General features: G+C 71.4%; 19 protein-coding genes. 2 read left to right on the plus strand and 17 right to left on the minus strand.

The window, feature by feature from the left end:
• Positions 1–44 precede the first annotated feature (44 nt).
• The 5 genes from der to aroH all read right to left on the minus strand — a co-directional run bounded on the left by der (position 45) and on the right by aroH (position 4,636).
• The gene (gene der, locus ACZ43N_RS22935) at positions 45–1,505 is read right to left on the minus strand and encodes a ribosome biogenesis GTPase Der (protein WP_468099894.1); all 1,461 of its coding nucleotides are present in this window, start codon (positions 1,503–1,505) and stop codon (positions 45–47) included.
• Between the two features lie 163 nt (positions 1,506–1,668).
• The gene (locus tag ACZ43N_RS22940; RefSeq protein ID WP_468099896.1) at positions 1,669–2,403 is read right to left on the minus strand and encodes a lysophospholipid acyltransferase family protein; all 735 of its coding nucleotides are present in this window, start codon (positions 2,401–2,403) and stop codon (positions 1,669–1,671) included.
• A complete protein-coding gene (gene cmk, locus ACZ43N_RS22945; RefSeq protein WP_468099897.1) occupies positions 2,361–3,038 on the minus strand; it encodes a (d)CMP kinase in 678 nt (225 codons plus the stop codon). The genes ACZ43N_RS22940 and cmk overlap by 43 nt, the downstream gene beginning before the upstream one ends.
• A 153-nt stretch (positions 3,039–3,191) precedes the next feature.
• The gene (locus ACZ43N_RS22950) at positions 3,192–4,277 is read right to left on the minus strand and encodes a prephenate dehydrogenase (protein WP_468099899.1); all 1,086 of its coding nucleotides are present in this window, start codon (positions 4,275–4,277) and stop codon (positions 3,192–3,194) included.
• Entirely contained in the window at positions 4,274–4,636 is a 363-nt protein-coding gene (gene aroH, locus ACZ43N_RS22955) for a chorismate mutase (protein ID WP_055514415.1), read from the minus strand. The genes ACZ43N_RS22950 and aroH overlap by 4 nt, the downstream gene beginning before the upstream one ends.
• 218 nt (positions 4,637–4,854) lie before the next feature.
• Between aroH and ACZ43N_RS22960 the strand changes: the two genes are divergently transcribed.
• A complete protein-coding gene (locus tag ACZ43N_RS22960; protein WP_468099900.1) occupies positions 4,855–5,268 on the plus strand; it encodes a Rieske (2Fe-2S) protein in 414 nt (137 codons plus the stop codon).
• Positions 5,269–5,290: 22 nt separating this feature from the next.
• A complete protein-coding gene (locus ACZ43N_RS22965) occupies positions 5,291–6,052 on the plus strand; it encodes a nucleotidyltransferase domain-containing protein (RefSeq protein ID WP_468099902.1) in 762 nt (253 codons plus the stop codon).
• On the opposite strand, the gene ACZ43N_RS22970 is transcribed toward ACZ43N_RS22965, so the two are convergent.
• The 12 genes from ACZ43N_RS22970 to ACZ43N_RS23025 form a co-directional block, all read right to left on the minus strand.
• Positions 5,969–6,730 carry a nucleotidyltransferase domain-containing protein gene (locus tag ACZ43N_RS22970; protein WP_468099904.1) on the minus strand — a complete coding sequence of 254 codons (762 nt, stop codon included), beginning with the start codon at positions 6,728–6,730 and terminating at the stop codon, positions 5,969–5,971. The two genes, ACZ43N_RS22965 and ACZ43N_RS22970, sit on opposite strands and share 84 nt — an antisense overlap.
• Positions 6,731–6,733: 3 nt before the next feature.
• The gene (locus ACZ43N_RS22975) at positions 6,734–7,756 is read right to left on the minus strand and encodes an ADP-ribosylglycohydrolase family protein (protein WP_468099906.1); all 1,023 of its coding nucleotides are present in this window, start codon (positions 7,754–7,756) and stop codon (positions 6,734–6,736) included.
• Positions 7,753–8,481, minus strand: coding sequence for an NUDIX hydrolase (locus ACZ43N_RS22980; protein ID WP_468099908.1), 729 nt, complete (start codon positions 8,479–8,481; stop codon positions 7,753–7,755). The genes ACZ43N_RS22975 and ACZ43N_RS22980 overlap by 4 nt, the downstream gene beginning before the upstream one ends.
• Before the next feature lie 207 nt (positions 8,482–8,688).
• Complete coding sequence (locus ACZ43N_RS22985; RefSeq protein WP_468099909.1) at positions 8,689–9,762, minus strand: pseudouridine synthase; 1,074 nt, start codon at positions 9,760–9,762, stop codon at positions 8,689–8,691.
• On the minus strand, positions 9,762–10,445 hold the full coding sequence (gene scpB, locus ACZ43N_RS22990; protein ID WP_468099910.1) for an SMC-Scp complex subunit ScpB: 684 nt from the start codon (positions 10,443–10,445) through the stop codon (positions 9,762–9,764). The genes ACZ43N_RS22985 and scpB overlap by 1 nt, the downstream gene beginning before the upstream one ends.
• Positions 10,442–11,755, minus strand: a complete 1,314-nt coding sequence (locus ACZ43N_RS22995) for a segregation and condensation protein A (RefSeq protein WP_468099911.1) — start codon at positions 11,753–11,755, stop codon at positions 10,442–10,444. Before ACZ43N_RS22995 ends, scpB begins: the two co-directional genes overlap by 4 nt.
• A gap of 18 nt (positions 11,756–11,773) precedes the next feature.
• Positions 11,774–12,370: a hypothetical protein gene (locus tag ACZ43N_RS23000; protein WP_468099913.1), complete on the minus strand. Its 597-nt coding sequence runs from the start codon at positions 12,368–12,370 to the stop codon at positions 11,774–11,776.
• Positions 12,355–13,491: a ParA family protein gene (locus tag ACZ43N_RS23005; protein ID WP_079054846.1), complete on the minus strand. Its 1,137-nt coding sequence runs from the start codon at positions 13,489–13,491 to the stop codon at positions 12,355–12,357. Before ACZ43N_RS23005 ends, ACZ43N_RS23000 begins: the two co-directional genes overlap by 16 nt.
• Before the next feature lie 416 nt (positions 13,492–13,907).
• A complete protein-coding gene (ald, locus tag ACZ43N_RS23010; RefSeq protein WP_468099915.1) occupies positions 13,908–15,032 on the minus strand; it encodes an alanine dehydrogenase in 1,125 nt (374 codons plus the stop codon).
• A gap of 166 nt (positions 15,033–15,198) precedes the next feature.
• Entirely contained in the window at positions 15,199–17,304 is a 2,106-nt protein-coding gene (locus ACZ43N_RS23015; protein ID WP_468099917.1) for a tetratricopeptide repeat protein, read from the minus strand.
• A gap of 272 nt (positions 17,305–17,576) precedes the next feature.
• Entirely contained in the window at positions 17,577–18,203 is a 627-nt protein-coding gene (locus ACZ43N_RS23020; RefSeq protein WP_468099918.1) for an NUDIX domain-containing protein, read from the minus strand.
• A 120-nt stretch (positions 18,204–18,323) separates the two neighbouring features.
• Positions 18,324–19,991, minus strand: coding sequence for a CTP synthase (locus ACZ43N_RS23025; RefSeq protein ID WP_468099919.1), 1,668 nt, complete (start codon positions 19,989–19,991; stop codon positions 18,324–18,326).
• Positions 19,992–20,100: the final 109 nt, after the last annotated feature.

Consider the following 20,100-nt stretch of genomic DNA (forward strand, 5'->3'; position numbering starts at 1 on the left):
ATCAGACCTTCGGAGCCGCCCTCCTCACGCGTGTCCCTCCGGCGTCACTTCTTCCTGCCGCGCTTCTCGCGCACACGGACGGAGATGTGGATCGGGGTCCCCTCGAAGCCGAACTCCTCGCGCAGCCGGCGCTCGACGAAGCGGCGGTAGCCCGCCTCGATGAAGCCGGAGGCGAAGAGGACGAAACGGGGGGGCTTGGTGCCCGCCTGGGTGCCGAAGAGGATGCGGGGCTGCTTGCCGCCGCGGATCGGGTGCGGGTGGGCGGAGACCAGCTCGCCGAGGAAGGCGTTGAGGCGACCGGTGGGGACACGGGTCTCCCAGCCGGCGAGGGCCGTCTCGATCGCGGGAACCAGCTTCTCCATGTGCCGGCCGGTACGCGCCGAGACGTTCACCCGGGGCGCCCAGGCGACCTGGCCGAACTCGGTCTCGATCTCCCGCTCCAGGTAGTAGCGGCGCTCCTCGTCGAGGGTGTCCCACTTGTTGTAGGCGATGACCATGGCGCGCCCCGCCTCGACGGCCATCGTGACGATCCGCTGGTCCTGGACCGAGATCGACTCGGACGCGTCGATGAGGATGACCGCCACCTCCGCCTTCTCGACGGCGGCCGCGGTGCGCAGCGAGGCGTAGTAGTCGGCGCCCTGCTGGAGGTGGACGCGCTTGCGGATGCCCGCCGTGTCGACGAACTTCCAGGTGACGCCGCCGAGTTCGATCAGCTCGTCGACCGGGTCGCGGGTGGTGCCGGCCAGTTCGTTGACGACGACGCGCTCCTCGCCCGCCACCTTGTTGAGGAGGGAGGACTTGCCGACGTTCGGGCGGCCGATCAGCGCGATCCGGCGGGGGCCGCCGACCGCCCTGCCGAAGCTCTGCTCGGGGGCCTCGGGCAGGGCCTGAAGGACCGCGTCCAGCATGTCGCCGGTGCCACGGCCGTGCAGCGCGGAGACGGGGTACGGCTCACCGAGGCCCAGCGACCACAGATACGCCGCGTCGGCCTCGCCGCTCGGGCCGTCGACCTTGTTGGCGCACAGCACCACGGGCTTGCCGGCCTTGCGCAGCAGTCGTACGACGGCCTCGTCGGTGTCGGTGGCGCCGACCTTGGCGTCGACGACAAAGACGACGGCGTCGGCGGCCTCGATGGCGTACTCGGCCTGGGCGGCGACGGAGGCGTCGATACCGAGGACGTCCTGCTCCCAGCCGCCGGTGTCGACGACCTTGAAGCGGCGGCCCGCCCACTCGGCCTCGTAGGTGACCCGGTCGCGGGTGACGCCGGGCTTGTCCTCGACGACCGCCTCACGACGGCCGATGATGCGGTTCACGAGCGTCGACTTGCCGACGTTCGGGCGGCCGACGACGGCGAGGACGGGCAGCGGGCCGTGGCCCGCCTCCTCGATGGCGCCCTCGACGTCCTCCAGGTCGAAGCCCTCTTCCGCGGCGAGCTCCATGAACTCCGCGTACTCGGCGTCGCCAAGCTCTCCGTGCTCGTGCTCGGAGGGAAACTGGTCGTTCATGAAGTCCGTACCTCGTCGTTCATCGTGGTGATCGGTGGAGCGGCCGGCTTGTCCGCCGGCCGATCCACTACTCAGTGTCGCCCAGCGCCCGATCGGACGCCCGGCGTTTTAGGGGTCCCTTCACTATGCCGACCTGATCGGACGCTCATGGTGAAAGGACCCCTTAGCCGCGGCCGGTCAGCCGTCGGGCGTGGTCCAGGTGGGCGCCCAGCTGCTTCTGGATGCGCTCGGTCGCCTCGTCGAGCGCCTTGCGTGTCCGGCGTCCGCTGCCGTCGCCCGCCTCGAACGGGTCGCCGAAGACGACGTCGACGCGGGAGCGCAGCGGGGGCAGCCCCTTGATCAACCGTCCGCGCCGCTCCGTGCTTCCCAGTACGGCCACCGGGACGATCGGCGCGCCGCTGCGGACGGCGAAGTAGGAGAGCCCGGCGCGCAGTGAGGCGAAGTCGCCCTCGCCCCGGGTGCCCTCCGGGAAGATGCCCAGGACACCGCCGTGCTCCAGGACGGCCAGCGCCTGGGTGATGGCGGTGCGGTCGGCGGTCGAACGGTCCACCTTGACCTGCCCGATGCCGAGCAGGAAGGGGTCGAGGGGACCGATGAACGCCTCCTTCTTGATGAGGAAGTGCGTCGGCCGGGGTGCCACGCCCATGACCATGGGGCCGTCGATGTTGTGGGAGTGGTTGACGGCGAGGATCACCGGGCCGGTCGCGGGGACCTTCCAGGCGCCCAGGACGCGCGGCTTCCACAGCCCGTACATCAGGCCGACGCCGATGCGCCGCCCGACCTCGGCACCCCGTACCGAGGGGGCCTCGGCCGACGGGGTCCGGCCCGAGGGGGCGCGGTCCGAAGAGGCCTCACTCACTTCGCCGCCCGCTTCTCCTCGACGAGGGTGACGACGCACTCGATGACCTGCTGGAGGGTGAGGTCCGAGGTGTCCACCTCGACCGCGTCGTCCGCCTTGGCGAGCGGCGAGGTCTTGCGGCTGGAGTCGGCGGCGTCCCGCTTCAGGAGGGCCTCGCGGGTCGCCTGGACGTCGGCGCTCTTCAGCTCGCCGCTGCGGCGGGCGGCGCGGGCCTCCGGGGAGGCGGTGAGGAAGATCTTCAGGTCGGCGTCCGGCAGCACGGTCGTGCCGATGTCGCGGCCCTCGACGACGATGCCGTTCTCGGCGCCGACGGCGATGGAACGCTGCAGCTCGGTGATCCGCGTGCGGACCTCCGGTACGGCGCTGACGGCGCTGACCTTGGAGGTGACCTCCTGGGTGCGGATCGGACCGGCGACGTCGATGCCGTCGACCGTGATGGTCGGCGCGGACGGGTCGGTGCCCGAGATGATCTCCGGCTTGCCGGCCACGGCGGCGATGGCCGACGGGTCGTCTATGTCGATGCCGTTGTTGACCATCCACCACGTGATCGCCCGGTACTGGGCGCCCGTGTCGAGGTAGCTCAGCCCGAGCTGTGCAGCCACGGCCTTCGAGGTGCTCGACTTGCCCGTGCCGGAGGGGCCGTCGATGGCAACGATCACTGTGGCGCGTTCCACTGGGGGGCACCTTTCCTGTTCCGAGATGGCGGGGCGAGACGGAAGGCGCCCCGGACAAGGGTACTGGGTGCGCGTAGCCCGTCCGGCCCTGCCCGGGGCGGCACCCTTTGCCTCCGGTCCCGCCCGGAACGCCGGACGCTCTGTTCCCCGGCGCTACTGCCGCAGCGCCCACCCTCGCTCGCGCAGCGCGCCCGTCAGCACCGGCACCGCCTTCGGCTCCACGAGCAGCTGGACCAGGCCGGCCTGCTGGCCGGTGGCGTGCTCGATGCGGACGTCCTCGATGTTGACTCCGGCCGCGCCGGCGTCGGCGAAGATCCGGGCGAGCTGGCCGGGCTGGTCGTCGATGAGGACGGCGACGGTCTCGTAGGCGCGCGGCGCGGAGCCGTGCTTGCCGGGGACGCGGACCTGGCCGGCGTTGCCGCGGCGCAGGACGTGCTCGATGCCGGTGGCGCCCTCGCGGCGCTTGGCCTCGTCGGAGGCCTGCAGGGCGCGCAGGGCCTGGACGGTCTCCTCGAGGTCGGCGGCGACGTCGGTGAGGAGGTCGGCGACGGGGCCGGGGTTGGCGGAGAGGATGTCGATCCACATGCGCGGGTCGGAGGCCGCGATGCGGGTCACGTCCCGGATGCCCTGCCCGCACAGCCGTACGGCCGATTCCTCCGCGTGCTCCAGCCGTGCGGCGACCAGGCTGGAGACCAGGTGCGGCATGTGCGAGACCAGGGCGACGGCCCGGTCGTGGGCGTCGGCGTCCATGACGACGGGCACGGCCCGGCAGTGCGAGACCAGCTCCAGGGCGAGGTTCAGGACCTCGGTGTCGGTGTCGCGGGTCGGGGTGAGCACCCAGGGCCGGCCCTCGAAGAGGTCGCCGGTGGCGGCCAGGGGACCGGACTTCTCCCGGCCCGACATGGGGTGGCTGCCGATGTAGGCGGACAGGTCGAGGCCCAGCTCCTCCAGCTCGCGGCGGGGGCCGCCCTTGACGGAGGCCACGTCGAGGTAGCCGCGGGCGAGTCCCCGGCGCATCGCGTCGGCGAGGGTCGCGGCCACGTGCGCGGGCGGGGCGGCGACGACCGCGAGGTCCACGGGCCCGTCGGGCGCCTCGTCGGTACCGGCGCCGAGCGCGGCCGCCGTCCGGGCCTGCTCGGGGTCGTGGTCGGTGAGGTGAACGGTCACACCGCGCTGGGCGAGGGCCAGCGCGGCGGAGGTGCCGATGAGGCCGGTGCCGATGACGAGTGCGGTTCTCACTGGGCGATGTCCTTGCGGAGTGCGGCCGCGGCCCCCAGGTAGACGTGCGCGATCTCGGAGCGGGGCCGGTCGGACTCGATGTGGGCGAGGATCCGTACGACGCGGGGCATCGCGCCTTCGATGTCCAGTTCCTGCGCGCAGATCAGCGGTACGTCGACGATGCCGAGCTTGCGGGCGGCGGCGGCCGGGAAGTCGCTGTGCAGGTCGGGTGTGGCCGTGAACCAGATGCTGATGAGGTCGTCCTGGGTGAGCCCGTTGCGTTCCAGGACGGCGGTGAGCAGTTCGCCCACCCGCTCGTCCATGTGCGCCGCCTGGTCCTCGTCGAGTTGGACGGCGCCCCGGACCGCTCGTACCGCCACGGTTTGGCTCCTTAGCTGCTGTGTCTCACGGCTCCTTGCCCGTCCAGCCTAGTGAGCCCGCAGCGCACGGGCGCGCGCCGCCCGCCTGCCGAGACGCCTGCACGTGGGGTGATCTGTGGCACTCTGTCTGAGTTGCGGCTTCTGTGGTGTTCTCGTCGCCACCCTGCCGCGGCTCCGCTCGGAGCCCCTTCCTCGCACCTGAACTCCGGAGTGACGACATGACGATGGGTACGACACGGCGCACGGTGCTGGCGGCCGGCGCGTCGGGCGCGGCGGCGCTGCTCGCGGGCTGCGGCGGAGGCGGTGACGGCGGCTCCGACGAGACCGCGGCCACGGGCGGCGGGGGCGAGGCCCTCGCGACGACGGCCGACATCCCGGTCGGCGGCGGCAGGATCTTCAAGGACGAGAAGGTCGTCGTCACCCAGCCCCAGGAGGGCGACTTCAAGGCGTTCTCGGCGGTGTGCACCCACCGCGCCTGCCTGGTCTCCACGGTCGAGGACGGCACGATCAACTGCCCGTGCCACGGGAGCAAGTTCAAGATCACTGACGGCTCGGTGGCCCATGGCCCCGCCGAGCGGCCGCTGCCCGCCGAGCAGATCGAGATCGCGGGAAATTCCATTCGGTTGGCCTGAGACCGCCCCGTACGCTCCCGGTATGCAGCCCTCGCACGCCCACGCCCTGGTCCGCGACCACACGATCTACGCCTGTGTGATGGGTTCACGCGCCTTCGGTCTCGCGACGGACGGCAGCGACACGGACCGCCGGGGTGTGTTCCTGGCGCCGACCGCCCTGTTCTGGCGCTTCGAGAAGCCGCCGACCCACGTGGAGGGTCCGGCCGAGGAACAGTTCGGCTGGGAGCTGGAGCGCTTCTGCGAGCTGGCCCTGCGCGCCAACCCGAACATCCTGGAGTGCCTGCACTCCCCCTTGGTGGAACACATCGACGACACGGGTCGCGAGCTGCTGTCCCTGCGGGAGGCGTTCCTGTCGCGGCAGGCTCATGAGACGTTCGCCCGCTACGCCGTCGGCCAGCGCAAGAAGCTGGAGGCGGACGTCCGTACGCACGGCGCGCCCCGCTGGAAGCACGCCATGCACCTGCTGCGCCTGCTGATGAGCTGCCGCGACCTGCTGCGCACGGGCACGCTCACCCTCGACGTGGGCGAGCAGCGCGAGCCCCTGCTGGCGGTCAAACGCGGCGAGGTCTCCTGGGACAGGGTCGAGTCATGGATGGCCCGGCTGGCCGCCGACACCGAGGAGGCGGCGGCCCGCTCCCCACTGCCGGCGGAGCCGGACCGGGCCCGGGTCGAGGACTTCCTGGTCCGCACCCGGCGCGCGTCAGCCCTTCGGGCCGTCGAGGCGGACCCGGATCACGAAGTCGTGCAGGGCGTCGTAGGCGGACGGGTTCTCCGGCAGCGCTGACAGGGCCTGCTCCTCGTCGAGCGTCTTCTGCAGCCGCTCCACGTCCTGCGTCACGCGCTCCTGGTCGACCTCGGCCTTGCCGTGCTCCTGCGCCGCCTTCGCCGCGACGAGGTCCGGCAGATACGCGGGGGCCTCCTCGACCCGCTGCAGCAGGCTCGGCAGATGGGCCTGCACCTCGCCGCTGCGCATGAGGTGGATGCCGGTGAGCAGCACCCGGAACGTGTAGAGCAGGGGCTTGAGTTCACCGGTCTTCTCGAACAGCCGCCACTGGGTGATGGCGAAACCCCGGTAGTGGTGGGCGTGGTGCCGGGTGAGGACACCCGGCGCGAGCGCGATCAGTTCGCGGTGCGCCTCGCCCGTGTGCACGACGAGCGGAGAGAGCAGCTGCTCCAGCACATAGCCGTTGCGGCGCAGCATCAGCCGTACGAACTTGCGCAGATCGTGGGTGACGAGGTCCATCTCGACGCCGTCCCGGTCCCACATCCTCGACCGGGTCTCCTCCGGCTCGCTCAGTCCGACCAGTTGGGCCGCGGGCAGCAGATGCACACCGCGCAGGTCGACGTCCGAGTCGCGGGAGGGGAAGCCGTACAGGTGGGCTCCCGAGACGGTGGCGAACAGCAGGGGATCGGGCTGTTCGGCAACCACCGGGGCCAGGTCGATGTCGAGGGCGTCGGTCATCCCTCAAGCGTCCCAGAGCGCCCCCAGCGACACGAGGTCGCCCTGGTACTCGATCCGGTCGGCCCACTCGACGGGCCAGGCGGCCGGACCGTGGTGGGCGCCCGCGAAGGCCCCGGTGAGGCAGGCGATGGAGTCCGAGTCGCCGGAGGTGCAGGCCGCGCGGCGCAGCGCGGTGACGGGTTCGTCGACGAAGAGGAGGAAGCACAGCAGACCCGTGGCGAGGGCCTCTTCGGCGATCCAGCCCTCCCCGGTGGCGAGGCAGGGGTCCGTCTCCGGGGACGGGGTGCGCAGGGCCTGCTGGACGCGGTCCAGGGCTTCGAGGCACTCGTCCCAGCCCCGGGCGATGTAGTGCTGCGGGGAGGGGTCCTGGCTGTAGGTCCACAGGTCGCCGAGCCAACGCGCGTGGTAGCGGGCGCGGTTCTCGTACGCGTACGAGCGCAGCCGGCCGACCAGGCCGAGCGGTTCGGCGCCCTGGGCGAGCAGTCGTACGGCGTGGGCGGTGAGGTCGGCGGCGGCGAGCGCCGTGGGGTGGCCGTGAGTGAGGGCGGCCTGCAACTGGGCGGCACCGGCGCGCTGTTCATCGCTGAGCGGGCCGATGAGGCCGAGGGGCGCGACCCTCATGTTGGCGCCGCAGCCCTTGGAGTGGATCTGACTGGCGAACTGCCAGGGGTGGCGCTCCAGCGCGAGGAGGTCGCAGGCGGCCAGGCAGGTGTGGCCGGGGGCGCGGTTGTTCTCCGGGGAGCGGGACCAGGCGACGAACTCCTTGCGGACGGCCTTCTCCAGGGTCTCGGGGCCGAGTACCCCGCGGTCCATGGCGGCCCGCAGCCCGTGGCCCAGGGCCAGGGTCATCTGGGTGTCGTCCGTGACGATCGCGGGCCTGGGCAGCTCCATCTTCCGCCAGGGGCCGCACTTGGCGAGGATCGACGGTACGTCGTTGAACTCGGTGGGGAAGCCGAGCGCGTCCCCGAGGGCGAGGCCGAGCAGGGATCCGGTGGCGGCGCGTTTCGCGAGCAGCGTCATGGTCATCGGGGCCGTCCTTCCGTGGTGGGTCGCAGCAGGGGCGGGTGCAGGGCGGTGGCCCCACCCGCTCGGTACAGCGCGGCGGGCTTGCCGCGTCCGCCGGTCAGGCGGGCGGCGCCGGGCACCTGTTCGACGAAGCCCGGCGTGGCCAGCACCTTGCGCCGGAAGTTGGGCCGGTCGAGCGGAGTGCCCCACACCGTCTCGTAGACCTGCTGCAGCTCGCCGAGCGTGAACTCGGGGGGACAGAAGGCGGTGGCGAGACAGGTGTATTCGAGCTTGGCGCCGACGCGTTCGTGGGCGTCGGCGAGGATGCGGTCGTGGTCGAAGGCGAGCGGTCCGATGGCGTCGAACCGCAGCCACTGGGCCTGGGCGGCGTCGCCGCCGCCGTGCGGGACGGGCGGGTCGGGGAGCAGGGCGGCGAACGCGACGGTGACGACCCGCATCCGGGGGTCCCTGCCGGGCTCGCTGTAGGTCCGCAGCTGCTCCAGGTGGAGTCCGGAGCCGTCCGTGACGCCGGTCTCCTCGGCGAGCTCCCGCCAGGCGGCCTCCTCGGCGGACTCGTCGGGCAGCACGAACCCGCCGGGCAGCGCCCAGCGCCCGGCGTAGGGCTCCTGCCCGCGCTCGACGAGCAGTACCTGGAGAGTGCCCGCGCGGAGGGTGAAGACGGCGAGGTCGACGGTGACGGCGAAGGGCTCGAAGGCGTACTTGTCGTAGCCCTCGGGTGAGGTCATGCCCATCGCCCCCTTTATGGTCACTCTGACTAATAGTCATCCCGACTATAAATGCGCGGGGGTGGAGGCACAACCCTTTTACGGGGAAAGGAAGGCCAGGAGCGGGGCCGGAAACGGCAAAGGGCCGCCCCCGGGGACGAAACCCGGGACCGACCCATCGCTGACCTGGGAGACCCAGGCTGTCGTTCTTGAACCAAACGCCAGACCCTAGAGGTCGACCTCCGCCATCAGCATCCCGACCTCGGTGTTCGACAGGCGACGCAGCCAGCCCGACTTCTGGTCGCCGAGGGTGATCGGCCCGAAGGCGGTGCGGACGAGCTTGTCGACGGGGAAGCCGGCCTCGGCCAGCATCCGGCGCACGATGTGCTTGCGTCCCTCGTGGAGGGTGACCTCGACGAGGTAGTTCTTGCCGGTCTGCTCGACGACCCTGAAGTGGTCCGCGCGCGCGTACCCGTCCTCCAGCTGGATGCCGTCCTTGAGCCGCTTGCCCAGGTCGCGCGGGATCGGGCCGACGATGTGCGCGACGTAGGTCTTCTTCACGCCGTACTTGGGGTGGGTCAGCCGGTGCGCCAGCTCGCCGTGGTTGGTGAGCAGGATGACACCCTCGGTCTCGGTGTCCAGGCGGCCCACGTGGAAGAGCCGGGTCTCGCGATTGGTGACGTAGTCACCGAGGCACTGCCGGCCCTCCGGGTCCTCCATGGTCGACACGACACCGGCGGGCTTGTTGAGCGAGAAGAACTGGTACGACTGCGTCGCCACGGTCAGTCCGTCGACTTTGACCTCGTCCTTCTCCGGGTCGACCCGCCGGCCCTGCTCGGTGACGATCTCGCCGTTGACCTCGACACGGGCCTGCTCGATCAGTTCCTCGCAGGCGCGCCGGGAGCCGTAACCGGCGCGGGCGAGTACCTTCTGCAGCCGCTCGCCCTCCTGCTCGGCGCCCGGGAAGGTCTTGGGCAGCTTGATGTCCTTCTTGCCCGCATACCGCTCCCGGTTGCGCTCCTCGGCCCGCGCGTCGTACTCACGCGACGTGGCCGGCGCCGAACGTCCGCGCCCGCGGGGCTGCTGCGCCTGCTTGGGGCCGCCCTTGGCACCACCGCGAGCGGAGGCGCCCCGCCCGGACTTCGGGCCGTCCTGCGTCCCGCCGGGGCCCACGTCGTAGCGGCGCTCCTCGGGGCGGGGCTTGCGGGGACGGCCCTGGCCGCCCTGCTTCTGGTCCCTGTTGTTGCCGGCACCGCGGTAGTTACCGCGCCCGCCGCTCTTGCCGCTACCGCTGCTTCGCATCAAAGTTCCGTCGTCGTCGTGTCAGTCATGGCCGACGTGGGCCCGTCGTCCGCGTCCGGGGCATCCGGATCGAACGACGGTACGCCTTCCTGGGTCTCGGCCTCGATCGCCTCGGCCTCCGGGAGGAAGGGCGCGAGTTCCGGTAGCTCGTCCAGGCCGCGCAGGCCCATCCGCTCCAGGAAGTAGTTCGTCGTCCTGTACAGGATCGCACCTGTTTCGGGTTCCGTGCCCGCCTCCTCGACCAACCCGCGCTGGAGCAGGGTCCGCATGACCCCGTCACAGTTGACCCCGCGCACCGCGGAGACACGGCTGCGGCTGACCGGCTGCCGGTACGCGACCACGGCCAGCGTCTCCAGCGCGGCCTGGGTGAGCCGGGCCTGCTGCCCGTCCAGCACGAACCGCTCCACGGCGGCCGCGTACTCGGGGCGCGTGTAGAACCGCCACCCCCCGGCGATCAGCCGCAGCTCGAACCCGCGCCCCTGCGCGGTGTAGTCGTCGGCCAGCTCCCTCAGCGCGTTGGCGATCTGCCGCTTCGGCCGCTCCAGGATCTTGCTCAGGTGCTCCTCCGTCGCGGGCTCGTCCACGACCATCAGGACGGCCTCCAGGGCGGGCTTGAGGTCGAGGTCGGCGACGGTACGCAGCCCCCCTGACACCACGGTCGCCTCGGTCGTCTCCTCGCTCACGCCTTCTCCTCCTTGGGGGGCTCGGGCGGCCGGTCGAACTCGTCCGTGACCACGGGCTCCGCGTCCCCGTCCCCGCCCGTCCAGCGGACGACCAGGTCGCCGAGGGCGGTCTCCTGGTCCAGGGCCACGGCCTTCTCCCGGTACAGCTCCAGCAGCGCCAGGAACCGGGCCACGACGGTCAGCGTGTCGTCGGTGTCCTCGACGAGCATCCGGAAGCTGGCCTCCCCCAGCTCCCGCAGCCGCGCCACCACGATGCCGGCCTGCTCCTGGACGCTCACGAGGGGCGCGTGGATGTGGTCGACGTACACCTGCGGCCTGGGCTTCGGCTGCATGGCCTTCACGGCCAGCCTGGCGAATCCTTCCGCCCCGATGCTGATGACCACCTCGGGCAGGAGCTCCGCGTGCTGCGGCTCCAGCCCGACGGTACGGGGATAGCGCCGGGCCTCCTCCTCCAGCCGCCCGTTGAAGATCTCCGCGATCTGTTTGTACGCCCGGTACTGCAGCAGCCGCGCGAACAGCAGATCCCTCGCTTCGAGGAGCGCGAGGTCACCCTCGTCCTCCACCTCGGCGGCGGGCAGCAGCCGGGCCGCCTTCAGATCGAGCAGCGTCGCGGCCACGACAAGGAACTCGGTCGTCTCGTCGAGATCCCAGTCCGGCCCCATCCCGCGGATGTGCGCCATGAACTCGTCGGTGACCTTGGAGAGCGCGACCTCGGTGACGTCCAGCTTGTGCTTCGAGATCAACTGAAGCAGCAGATCGAACGGCCCCTCGAAGTTGGCAAGCCGAACCTTGAAGACCCCGCCGTCGCCGTCCTCCCCCTGCGGACCCCCGCCCGCCTCGCCCCCGACCGCCGACCCGGCCCTGCTCACCGGCTCGCCCCCGGGCCGGGTCACCGGCTCGGCAGCGGCCACCGGCTCGGCTTCTGCCTCGGCCCGCAGCTCGGTCCGGGGCGCGGCTTGGACCACCGGCTCGGTTCCGGCCCCGGCCCGCAGCTCGGTTCGGAGCGCGGCCTCGGCCGCCGATTCCGCTTCGGGTGCGGTGGCGGCTGCAGCCGGCGGCTCCTCGTCGCCGCCGTCGGCGTCGTGGGCAGTCGTTCCGCGGGGCGGCGGGAGTCCCCCCGCTCGAGCGGAGCCGAGAGTGGGGGAAGGCGGGCACGACGTCCCACCGGGCCCAGCCGGAGAGCGCTCCTCGGCCGACGGCTCGCCCACCGGCTCAACCGGCGGAGCCCCCGGCCCCCTCCCCAGCGCACGACGACGTCCGGCGGAGCCGCCGGAGGCCGCCGCCGACGACGAGGAGTCATGCGAGGTCATAGCCCCCGCAGGCTACTCCTACCGTCCCCGGAGCCGGCGTACCAGGATGCTCGCGTCACCGCGGGACTCCAGATCCGCCAGCACCACGGCTACGGCCTCCCGGACGATCCGTCCCCGGTCGACGGCCAGCCCGTGCTCCCCGCGCAGCACCAGCCGCGCGTGTTCGAGGTCCATGAGCTCCTCGGCGGACACATACACGGTGATCTTCTCGTCGTGCCGCTCGCGCCCACTGGGCCGGCGCCCTGCGGCCCGCCCCCGCTTGCGCGGCGCGGCCCCGGCGGCCGCACCCGGCGCGGCAGAACCTTCCTGCGGCTTCGGCTGGCGCCCGCCGGCGGCCCGCTCGGCCCCCGCGGCGGCGGACCGGCTGCGCGGCTGCTCACCACCGTCGGACTCGGCGTCCGCGGCCACATGCTCGGACCCCTCGCCGTCCCCGCCCTGCACGGGCACCGACGGCGGCGCGTCGTCCATGGCCGCGCCGACGTCGCTCTCCCCGGCGGGAGCGGGCACACGGGCTTCTCCGTTGGCCCCCCGCCGGGGAGTGGACGGCTGAAGCGCCATTCCCCCTGTCGTACGGAAGAGTTCGTCGGCCCCCGGCAGACTCACTCGGCGTGACACCGGGCGAGCACCTCCCTGGCGAGCTGGCGGTAGGCGGCGGCACCGACGGAGTTGGAGGCGTACGTGGTGATCGGCTCACCGGCGACCGTGGTCTCCGGGAAGCGGACCGTGCGCCCGATGACCGTGTGGTAGACGTGGTCGTCGAACGCCTCGACGACCCGCGCCAGCACCTCGCGGCTGTGCACCGTGCGGGAGTCGTACATGGTGGCGAGGATGCCGTCGAGCTCCAGCTCGGGGTTGAGCCGCTCCTGGACCTTCTCGATGGTCTCCGTCAGCAGCGCGACACCGCGCAGGGCGAAGAACTCGCACTCCAGCGGCACGATCACCTTGTGGGCGGCGGTCAGGGCGTTCACGGTGAGCAGACCGAGCGAGGGCTGACAGTCGATCACGATGTAGTCGTAGTCGGCCATCAGCGGCTTCAGCGCCCGCTGGAGCGTGGACTCGCGCGCGACCTCGGAGACCAGCTGGACCTCGGCCGCCGAGAGGTCGATGTTGCTCGGCAGCAGATCCATGTTCGGGACCGCGGTCTTCAGCAGGACCTCGTCGGCCGACATGCCCCGCTCCATGAGCAGGTTGTAGACGGTGAGGTCGAGCTCCATCGGGTTCACCCCGAGGCCGACCGAGAGGGCGCCCTGGGGGTCGAAGTCGACGAGGAGGACCCGGCGGCCGTATTCCGCGAGTGCGGCACCCAGGTTGATGGTCGACGTGGTCTTGCCGACGCCGCCCTTCTGGTTGCACATCGCGATGATCTTCGCGGGACCGTGGTCGGTCAGCGGGCCCGGGATCGGGAAGTACGGCAGCGGGCGCCCGGTCGGGCCGATGCGCTCGCGGCGCTGACGGGCCGCGTCGGGCGCGAGCGTCGCCGCGTACTCCGGATCGGGCTCGTATTCGGCGTCGGGGTCGTAGAAGTGCCCGTCGGGCAGCTCGTCGTAGTCGGCGAAGTGGTTGTGGACCCCGCCACTTCCGTCGCCGGCCATGGCGTTCACGTGTTGGCCATCCATGCTCTGGTGTGCTGGCTGAGTCACCCCTGAGGACTGGTGACCCTGGTGGGCTGCGAAGGTGCGGACTGCGACGGAGCCGACAGCCGCGAACCCCGTGGGTCCCGAGACCCGCGCAGGCATTCCTGGTTGACCACCCCCGGGAGTAAATGTCGACTCATTCACAAGTCGTCTTACCTCCTTGGTGACCAGGAAACTTCTAGATAGGTCAGCGTGGCACCATGCCGACGGTTGGCGACTCTATGGCGTGTCGGCGGTCCGCAGCAACACAATCCGCCGGACCCGGCCCGATGTGTCGGCAATGAAACATGCGGCTGTCAAGGGCGTAGGGCCGTCGCACAGCAGGTTTCACCGGTGCGTGAAACATCCGAAGAGTTACGTTCGAGGCGAGTTGCGCGAGTGTCGCAAAGTGACCATACACACATCCGGCCGGACCTTGTCGGGCAAGATCCGGCCGGGAAACCGCTGTTGACGACCTGTGTTGACGTATCGCCTTTTACTGAAAGGTGACTCAAAGCAGCCCGTCAGCGGCCCTTCGGTCAGCCGAGGAGTGAGGCCAGTTCGGTGTGCTCCAGTCCGTGCGCCTCCGCGACCTCGCGGTAAACCACCGCGCCGTCATGCGTGTTGAGGCCCTTGGCCAGCGCGGGGTCACGGCGCAGTGCCTCGGCCCAGCCGTGGTTCGCGAGTTCCACGATGTACGGCAGCGTGGCGTTGGTCAGCGCGTAGGTGGAGGTGTTGGGCACCGCGCCGGGCATGTTGGCCACGCAGTAGAAGACCGACTCGTGGACGGGGAAGGTCGGTTCGGCGTGGGTGGTGGGCCGTGAGTCCTCGAAGCAGCCGCCCTGGTCGATCGCGATGTCGACAAGGACACTTCCGGGCTTCATCCGCGACACGAGCTCGTTGGTGACCAGCTTCGGCGCCTTGGCGCCCGGGATGAGGACGGCGCCGATGACGAGGTCTGCCTCCAGGCACGCCTTCTCCAGTTCGAAGGCGTTGGAGACGACGGTCTGGATCTTCGTGCCGAAGACCTTGTCGGCTTCCTTGAGCTTGTTGATGTCCTTGTCGAGCAGGGTCACGTGGAAGCCCATGCCGATGGCGATCTGTGCCGCGTTCCAGCCGGAGACACCGCCGCCGATCACGACGGCCCGCCCGGCCAGCACGCCCGGCACACCGCCGGGGAGCACGCCGCGGCCGCCGTTGGCCCGCATCAGGTGGTAGGCGCCGACCTGGGGGGCGAGCCGGCCTGCGACCTCGGACATCGGGGCGAGCAGCGGCAGCGCGCGGCTCGGCAGCTCGACGGTCTCGTAGGCGATCGCGGTGGTGCCCGACTCGACGAGCGCGTCGGTGCACTCCTTGGACGCGGCCAGATGCAGATAGGTGAAGAGCGTCTGGTCCTTGCGGAGGCGGTGGTACTCCTCGGCGATGGGCTCCTTGACCTTGAGCAGCAGGTCGGCGGCGGCCCACACCTCGTCGGCCGTCGCCAGGATCTCGGCGCCGGCGGCCACGTATTCGGCGTCGGGGATCGACGAGCCGACACCGGCGCCCTGCTCGATGACGACCTGGTGGCCGTGGCGCACCAGCTCGTGCACGCCGGCCGGGGTGATCGCCACTCGGAACTCGTTGTTCTTGACCTCGCGGGGGATGCCGACCTTCACGTCGATCACGGTCCTTGGATCGGAGGGGTGTGGGGGCTCGCACGCACAAGCGGTACATGCCCGCACGATGCAGGACAAACCCGTACGCACCGGAGCGCACCGGGAGACACCGCAGGAGAACCGGCGGCGCAGCCAGTCTAATGAAGGTATCCCCGCTGTCTAGCCTTTCAATGCATCAATCTTTCGCAGATGCACTACGGATTTCGTAGGCGTTAGGGTCCTGTTCCGTCTCGGTCTCGCCGGTCTCGCCGGTCTCGCCGGTCTCGGGCCGCGTGAGCTCGTCGCCGAGCAGCCGCTCGGCGACTCCCCGGTGCAGCCGGGCCGCCGCCGGGTCGCCGAGCCGCTCCAGGGTGTCGGCGAGCCGCAGCTGGAGCGCGGCCTGCAGTCGGACGTCCTCGGCTCGCCGCGCCCACTCCACCGCCTCCTGGCAGGTGGACAGCGCCTCCTCGGGGCGCCCGGCGTACTCCTGGACGCGTGCCATCTCGCTCAACGCCCTGGCCTGGCCGCCCACGTCGCCGAGCCTGCGGTAGCCGGTGAGGGCAGAGCTCCAGTTGCGCAGCGCCTCGCCGTAGCGGCCCGCGTAGGTGTACGCGGTGGCGATACGGCCGTACAGCCGGGCGGCGTCCTCGCGCTCGTCCCGGGCGAGCCGCTGGGCGAGCGCCCTGCCGTACCAGTCGGCCGCCCGTTCGTAGTCCTCCAGCTCCTGGTGGGCGCCGCCTACGGATTCCATCGCGCGGCCGGTCGCGAAGGGGTCGTTCGCCTGCCGTCCGGCGTCGAGCGCCGCCCGGTAGCGGGCCAGCGCCGCCTTCGTCCGGCCGGTACGGGCGTCCAGGTCGCCCAGGTTCAGCAGGGCCGCCGCCTTCTCCCGGGGCAGGTCGCGGCGCTCGGCGACATCGAGGACGAGCCGGTGGACGCCGTACAGGTCGGCGGCCACGGCCCGGGTGCCGAAGTGCGCCACCAGCGCCCGGACGAGCTGCGACATCAGCCGTCGGGCGAGGGTGTCCAGCCGGCCGTCGGCGACGGCGAGCCGGGCGGCGGCGAGCAGCGCGGGCCGGCGTGCCCGCAGCCACTCCTCGGCGGCCCGGGGGCTCGGGAACCGCAGCGCCTTGGGCATCCCGAGGAGCTTCTCCCGGGCCAGCGGACTGTCCGTCTCGGTGATGGCCCGGCAGGACTGCAGCAGCCGTACCGTCCGCTCCAGCATCCGTGCCCGGGCCAGCTGGAGCTCGCCCGGCTTCTCCTGGCTCTCCGCGGCGGACCGCAGCAGCGGCTGGAGGCAGCCGGGGACCTCGTACTGCGGCAGGGCCGAGTCGCTCCGGTGCAGGAACCCCAGGGCCACGAAGTCGTCCAGTGCGGTGCGGGCCGCGTCGACCGAGCAGCCGGCGAGACCGGAGGCGATGTGCGGGTCCACCAGGCCGGCCGGGGCGAGTGCCAGGAGGCGCAGCATCCGGGCGGCGGTGTTCGACAGCGCCGCGTACGACAGCCCGAAGACCTTGGCGAGGGCCGGGCCCTCGTCCTCGGCGCGCAGCTGTTTGGCCAGGTCGGAGACGGCGACCGTGGGCCGGGCGGCGAGCCATCCCCCGGCGAGACGCAGTGCGGCGGGCTGGGCGGCGCACGCCTCGGCGAGGATCTCGGCGGCACGCGGGTCGACGGTGATGCGCACCGAGCCGGCGAAGCGTTCCAGCAGCTCCACCGCGGACTTGGTGTCCAGTCCGCCCAGGGTGCAGGGGCGGACGTCGGAGATGCCCGTCAGCGGCCCCCCGGAGACCGCGACGACCAGGGCGTCGGGGTTGTCCGGCAGCAGCGCGTCGACCTGTTCGGCGTCGACGGCGTCGTCCAGCAGCAGCACCACCCGGCGGTCGGCCAGCGCCTCCCGCAGCGCCTCGCTGAGGTCGTCCTCGTCGGCTCCGGCGGGGGCGGGGACACCGAGTCCGCCGAGCAGTTCGCCGGCGGCCCGCTCGACCGGGACGGGGGTGCCGTCCGGCTCGGCCAGGCGGGCCCGCAGCACTCCGTCCGGGTAACCGTGGGCGACCTGCCGGACGAGTTCCTCGGCGAGCGCCGTGCGGCCGAAGCCGGGCCGGCCGGCGATGAGCAGCACGCGCGCGTGCGGTGCCTTGCGACCGGCGAGGGTGTTGAGCCCGGCACGGTCGATGTCGGCCCGCAGCTCCTTCAACTCCCGTGCCCTGCCGAGGAACTGACTGATCGTGGGGGCGGCCTCGACAGCCGGGGGCCGCCCTGTTCCGGACACCGGGGCTCCCCCGGTCTCCACCGCCTGATCCGCCACGGGCCACACTCCCGTCCCACCGCACGAGCAAGCCCGCCGGGACTCCGGATCGGGCGCTTCCCGAGCCTAGTTCACGCTCTGCGACGATCTCGGCGGAGCAGGGCGGACAGATCCCTCGATCGGATCAGCGGATCGTACGACTGGCGTCGTCAGGTCGCCGCGCAGAGGTGCCGCGCCCCGGTCCTCGGAGGCGCAGCGAACCGCGTGACCGGCCGCGAACGGCCCCGCGAGCCAGGGGTGCCGGGGCCTGCACGGCTCGGGAACGGGAGCCTCTACGACTCGAACGGCCGCGCCGGCCACGGCGCCTCGGCCGGACGCAGCGCGTCCACCCCGTCCCCGCTCCGCGCGGCCACCAGCGAAAGCACGCCCACCACCAGGCAGTTGTTGTGCAGCTCCCCGGCGAGGACACCGCGGACCAGTTCGTCGAGAGGTACTCGGGCCAACTCCATGTCGGCCTCCTCGTGCTCCACCTCGAAGCGCCGCCCCTCGGCCTCGGAGAGGTCGCGGGCGAGGAAGACGCGGACGGCCTCGTCGCAGCCGCCGGGGGTGGTGTAGACGTCGGTCAGCACCCGCCAGTCCTCGGCCTTGACGTGCGCCTCCTCGTACAGCTCACGCTGGGCGGCGTGCAGCGGGTTCTCGCCCGGCACGTCCAGCAGCCCCGCCGGGATCTCCCACAGCTTCTGGCGCACGGGGTGGCGGTACTGCCGGAGCACCAGGACCCGGTCGTGGTCGTCGAGGGCGAGAACCGCCACGGAACCGGGGTGGACCTGGTAGTCCCGGCGGACCACCGAACCGTCGGGCATGACCACGTCGTCGGTGCGCACGGAGGTCTTGTTGCCGACGAACGGCGTCTCGCTCTCCCGGACCTCCCACTCCTCGGCGGTGTCCTTGATCGTCATGTCGACTCGTCCTCCCACACGTGCCATGAGACCGGGGCGCACCTCCCGAAGGAGACGCACCCCGGTCACCGTACAACTCTCGTGACGCCCTAACTCACCGTCACCGAACGTGACTTGCTGTCACTTCCCGGCCGTCTTGCGCTCGACGGCGGCCTTGACCAGTCCGGCGAAGAGCGGGTGCGGGCGGGTCGGACGGGAGCGCAGCTCGGGGTGCGCCTGGGTCGCGACCAGGTACGGGTGGACCTCGCGCGGGTACTCCACGTACTCGACGAGCTTGCCGTCGGGCGAGGTGCCGGTGAACTGCAGGCCCGCCTTCTTCTCCAGTTCCGCGCGGTAGGCGTTGTTCACCTCGTAGCGGTGGCGGTGGCGCTCCTCGACGTACTCCTTGCCGTCGTACACCTCGCGCACGATCGAGCCCTCGGCGAGCTTGGCCGGGTACATGCCCAGGCGCATCGTGCCGCCCATGTCGCCCTCACCGGCGACGATGTCGAGCTGCTCGGCCATGGTGGAGATCACCGGGTGGGCGGTGGCGGAGTCGAACTCGGTGGAGTTGGCGTCCGGGATGTCGGCGAGGTTGCGCGCGGCCTCGATCACGATGCACTGCAGACCGAGGCAGAGGCCGAGCAGCGGGATCCTGTTCTCGCGGGCGTACTGGATGGCGCCGACCTTGCCGGAGACACCGCGGTCGCCGAAGCCGCCCGGGATGCAGATGGCGTCGACGTCGGCGAGCTGCGCCGCGGCGCCGGCCGGGGTCCTGCAGTCGTCGGACGTGACCCACTTGATCTTCACCCGGGCCCGGTTGGCGAAGCCGCCCGCGCGCAGCGCCTCGGTGACCGAGAGGTAGGCGTCGGGCAGGTCGATGTACTTGCCGACGAGCGCCAGGTTGATCTCGTGCTGCGGGTTGTGGACGCGGTCGAGCAGATCGTCCCAGGTCGTCCAGTCCACGTCACGGAACGGCAGGTCGAGCTTGCGGACGACATAGGCGTCGAGGCCCTCGCCGTGCACGGTCTTCGGGATGTCGTAGATCGAGCGGGCGTCGGGGCAGGCGACGACGGCGGCCTCGTCGACGTCGCACATGAGGGAGATCTTCCGCTTGATCGCGGCGGGCACCTCGCGGTCGCAGCGCAGCACGATCGCGTCCGGCTGGATACCGATGTTGCGCAGCGCCGCAACCGAGTGCTGCGTCGGCTTCGTCTTCAGCTCCCCCGACGGCCCGATGTACGGCAGGAGCGAGATGTGGACGACGAAGACGTTGTCGCGGCCGACCTCGTGGCGGACCTGGCGGACGGTCTCCAGGAACGGCAGCGACTCGATGTCGCCGACCGTGCCGCCGACCTCCGTGATGACGACGTCGACCTCGTCGGACGCCATGCGCCGGATGCGGTGCTTGATCTCGTTGGTGATGTGCGGGATGACCTGCACGGTGTCGCCCAGGTACTCGCCGCGCCGCTCCTTGGCGATGACGGTCGAGTAGACCTGGCCTGTAGTGACATTGGCCGAGCCGTCCAAGTCACGGTCGAGGAAGCGCTCGTAGTGTCCGATGTCCAGGTCGGTCTCGGCGCCGTCGTTGGTGACGAAGACCTCACCGTGCTGGAAGGGGTTCATCGTGCCCGGGTCGACGTTCAGGTACGGGTCGAGCTTCTGCATCACCACGCGCAGGCCACGGGCCTTGAGCAGCATGCCGAGGCTGGAGGCGGTCAGACCCTTGCCGAGCGAGGAGGCGACACCCCCGGTGACGAAGATGTGCTTGGTCGTCGTGGTGCTGTTTCGGAAAGCAGCGGGCGGCATGGCCAAGAGGGGGCTCCCGTGGTCGCGGTTCTGGGTGCGGGTCGGCCGCCGCCCGATCGGGTCGTCGGGGGGTGCCGTCGCTGCGGTTCGGGGGTCCCTTTCGAGTCGG

The organism is Streptomyces sp. NPDC030814, assembly GCF_055572155.1.

What these genes read in the sequence shown, in the direction of transcription:
- ACZ43N_RS22960 (WP_468099900.1), top strand. Translation starts at nt 4,855, where the DNA reads ATGACGATGGGTACGACACGGCGCACGGTGCTGGCGGCCGGCGCGTCG.
- ACZ43N_RS23025 (WP_468099919.1), bottom strand. Translation starts at nt 19,991, where the DNA reads ATGCCGCCCGCTGCTTTCCGAAACAGCACCACGACGACCAAGCACATC.
- ACZ43N_RS22985 (WP_468099909.1), bottom strand. Translation starts at nt 9,762, where the DNA reads ATGCGAAGCAGCGGTAGCGGCAAGAGCGGCGGGCGCGGTAACTACCGC.
- ACZ43N_RS23005 (WP_079054846.1), bottom strand. Translation starts at nt 13,491, where the DNA reads ATGCCTGCGCGGGTCTCGGGACCCACGGGGTTCGCGGCTGTCGGCTCC.
- der (WP_468099894.1), bottom strand. Translation starts at nt 1,505, where the DNA reads ATGAACGACCAGTTTCCCTCCGAGCACGAGCACGGAGAGCTTGGCGAC.
- ACZ43N_RS23020 (WP_468099918.1), bottom strand. Translation starts at nt 18,203, where the DNA reads ATGACGATCAAGGACACCGCCGAGGAGTGGGAGGTCCGGGAGAGCGAG.
- ACZ43N_RS22995 (WP_468099911.1), bottom strand. Translation starts at nt 11,755, where the DNA reads ATGACCTCGCATGACTCCTCGTCGTCGGCGGCGGCCTCCGGCGGCTCC.
- ACZ43N_RS22975 (WP_468099906.1), bottom strand. Translation starts at nt 7,756, where the DNA reads ATGACCATGACGCTGCTCGCGAAACGCGCCGCCACCGGATCCCTGCTC.
- ACZ43N_RS22970 (WP_468099904.1), bottom strand. Translation starts at nt 6,730, where the DNA reads ATGACCGACGCCCTCGACATCGACCTGGCCCCGGTGGTTGCCGAACAG.
- ACZ43N_RS22980 (WP_468099908.1), bottom strand. Translation starts at nt 8,481, where the DNA reads ATGACCTCACCCGAGGGCTACGACAAGTACGCCTTCGAGCCCTTCGCC.
- ACZ43N_RS22965 (WP_468099902.1), top strand. Translation starts at nt 5,291, where the DNA reads ATGCAGCCCTCGCACGCCCACGCCCTGGTCCGCGACCACACGATCTAC.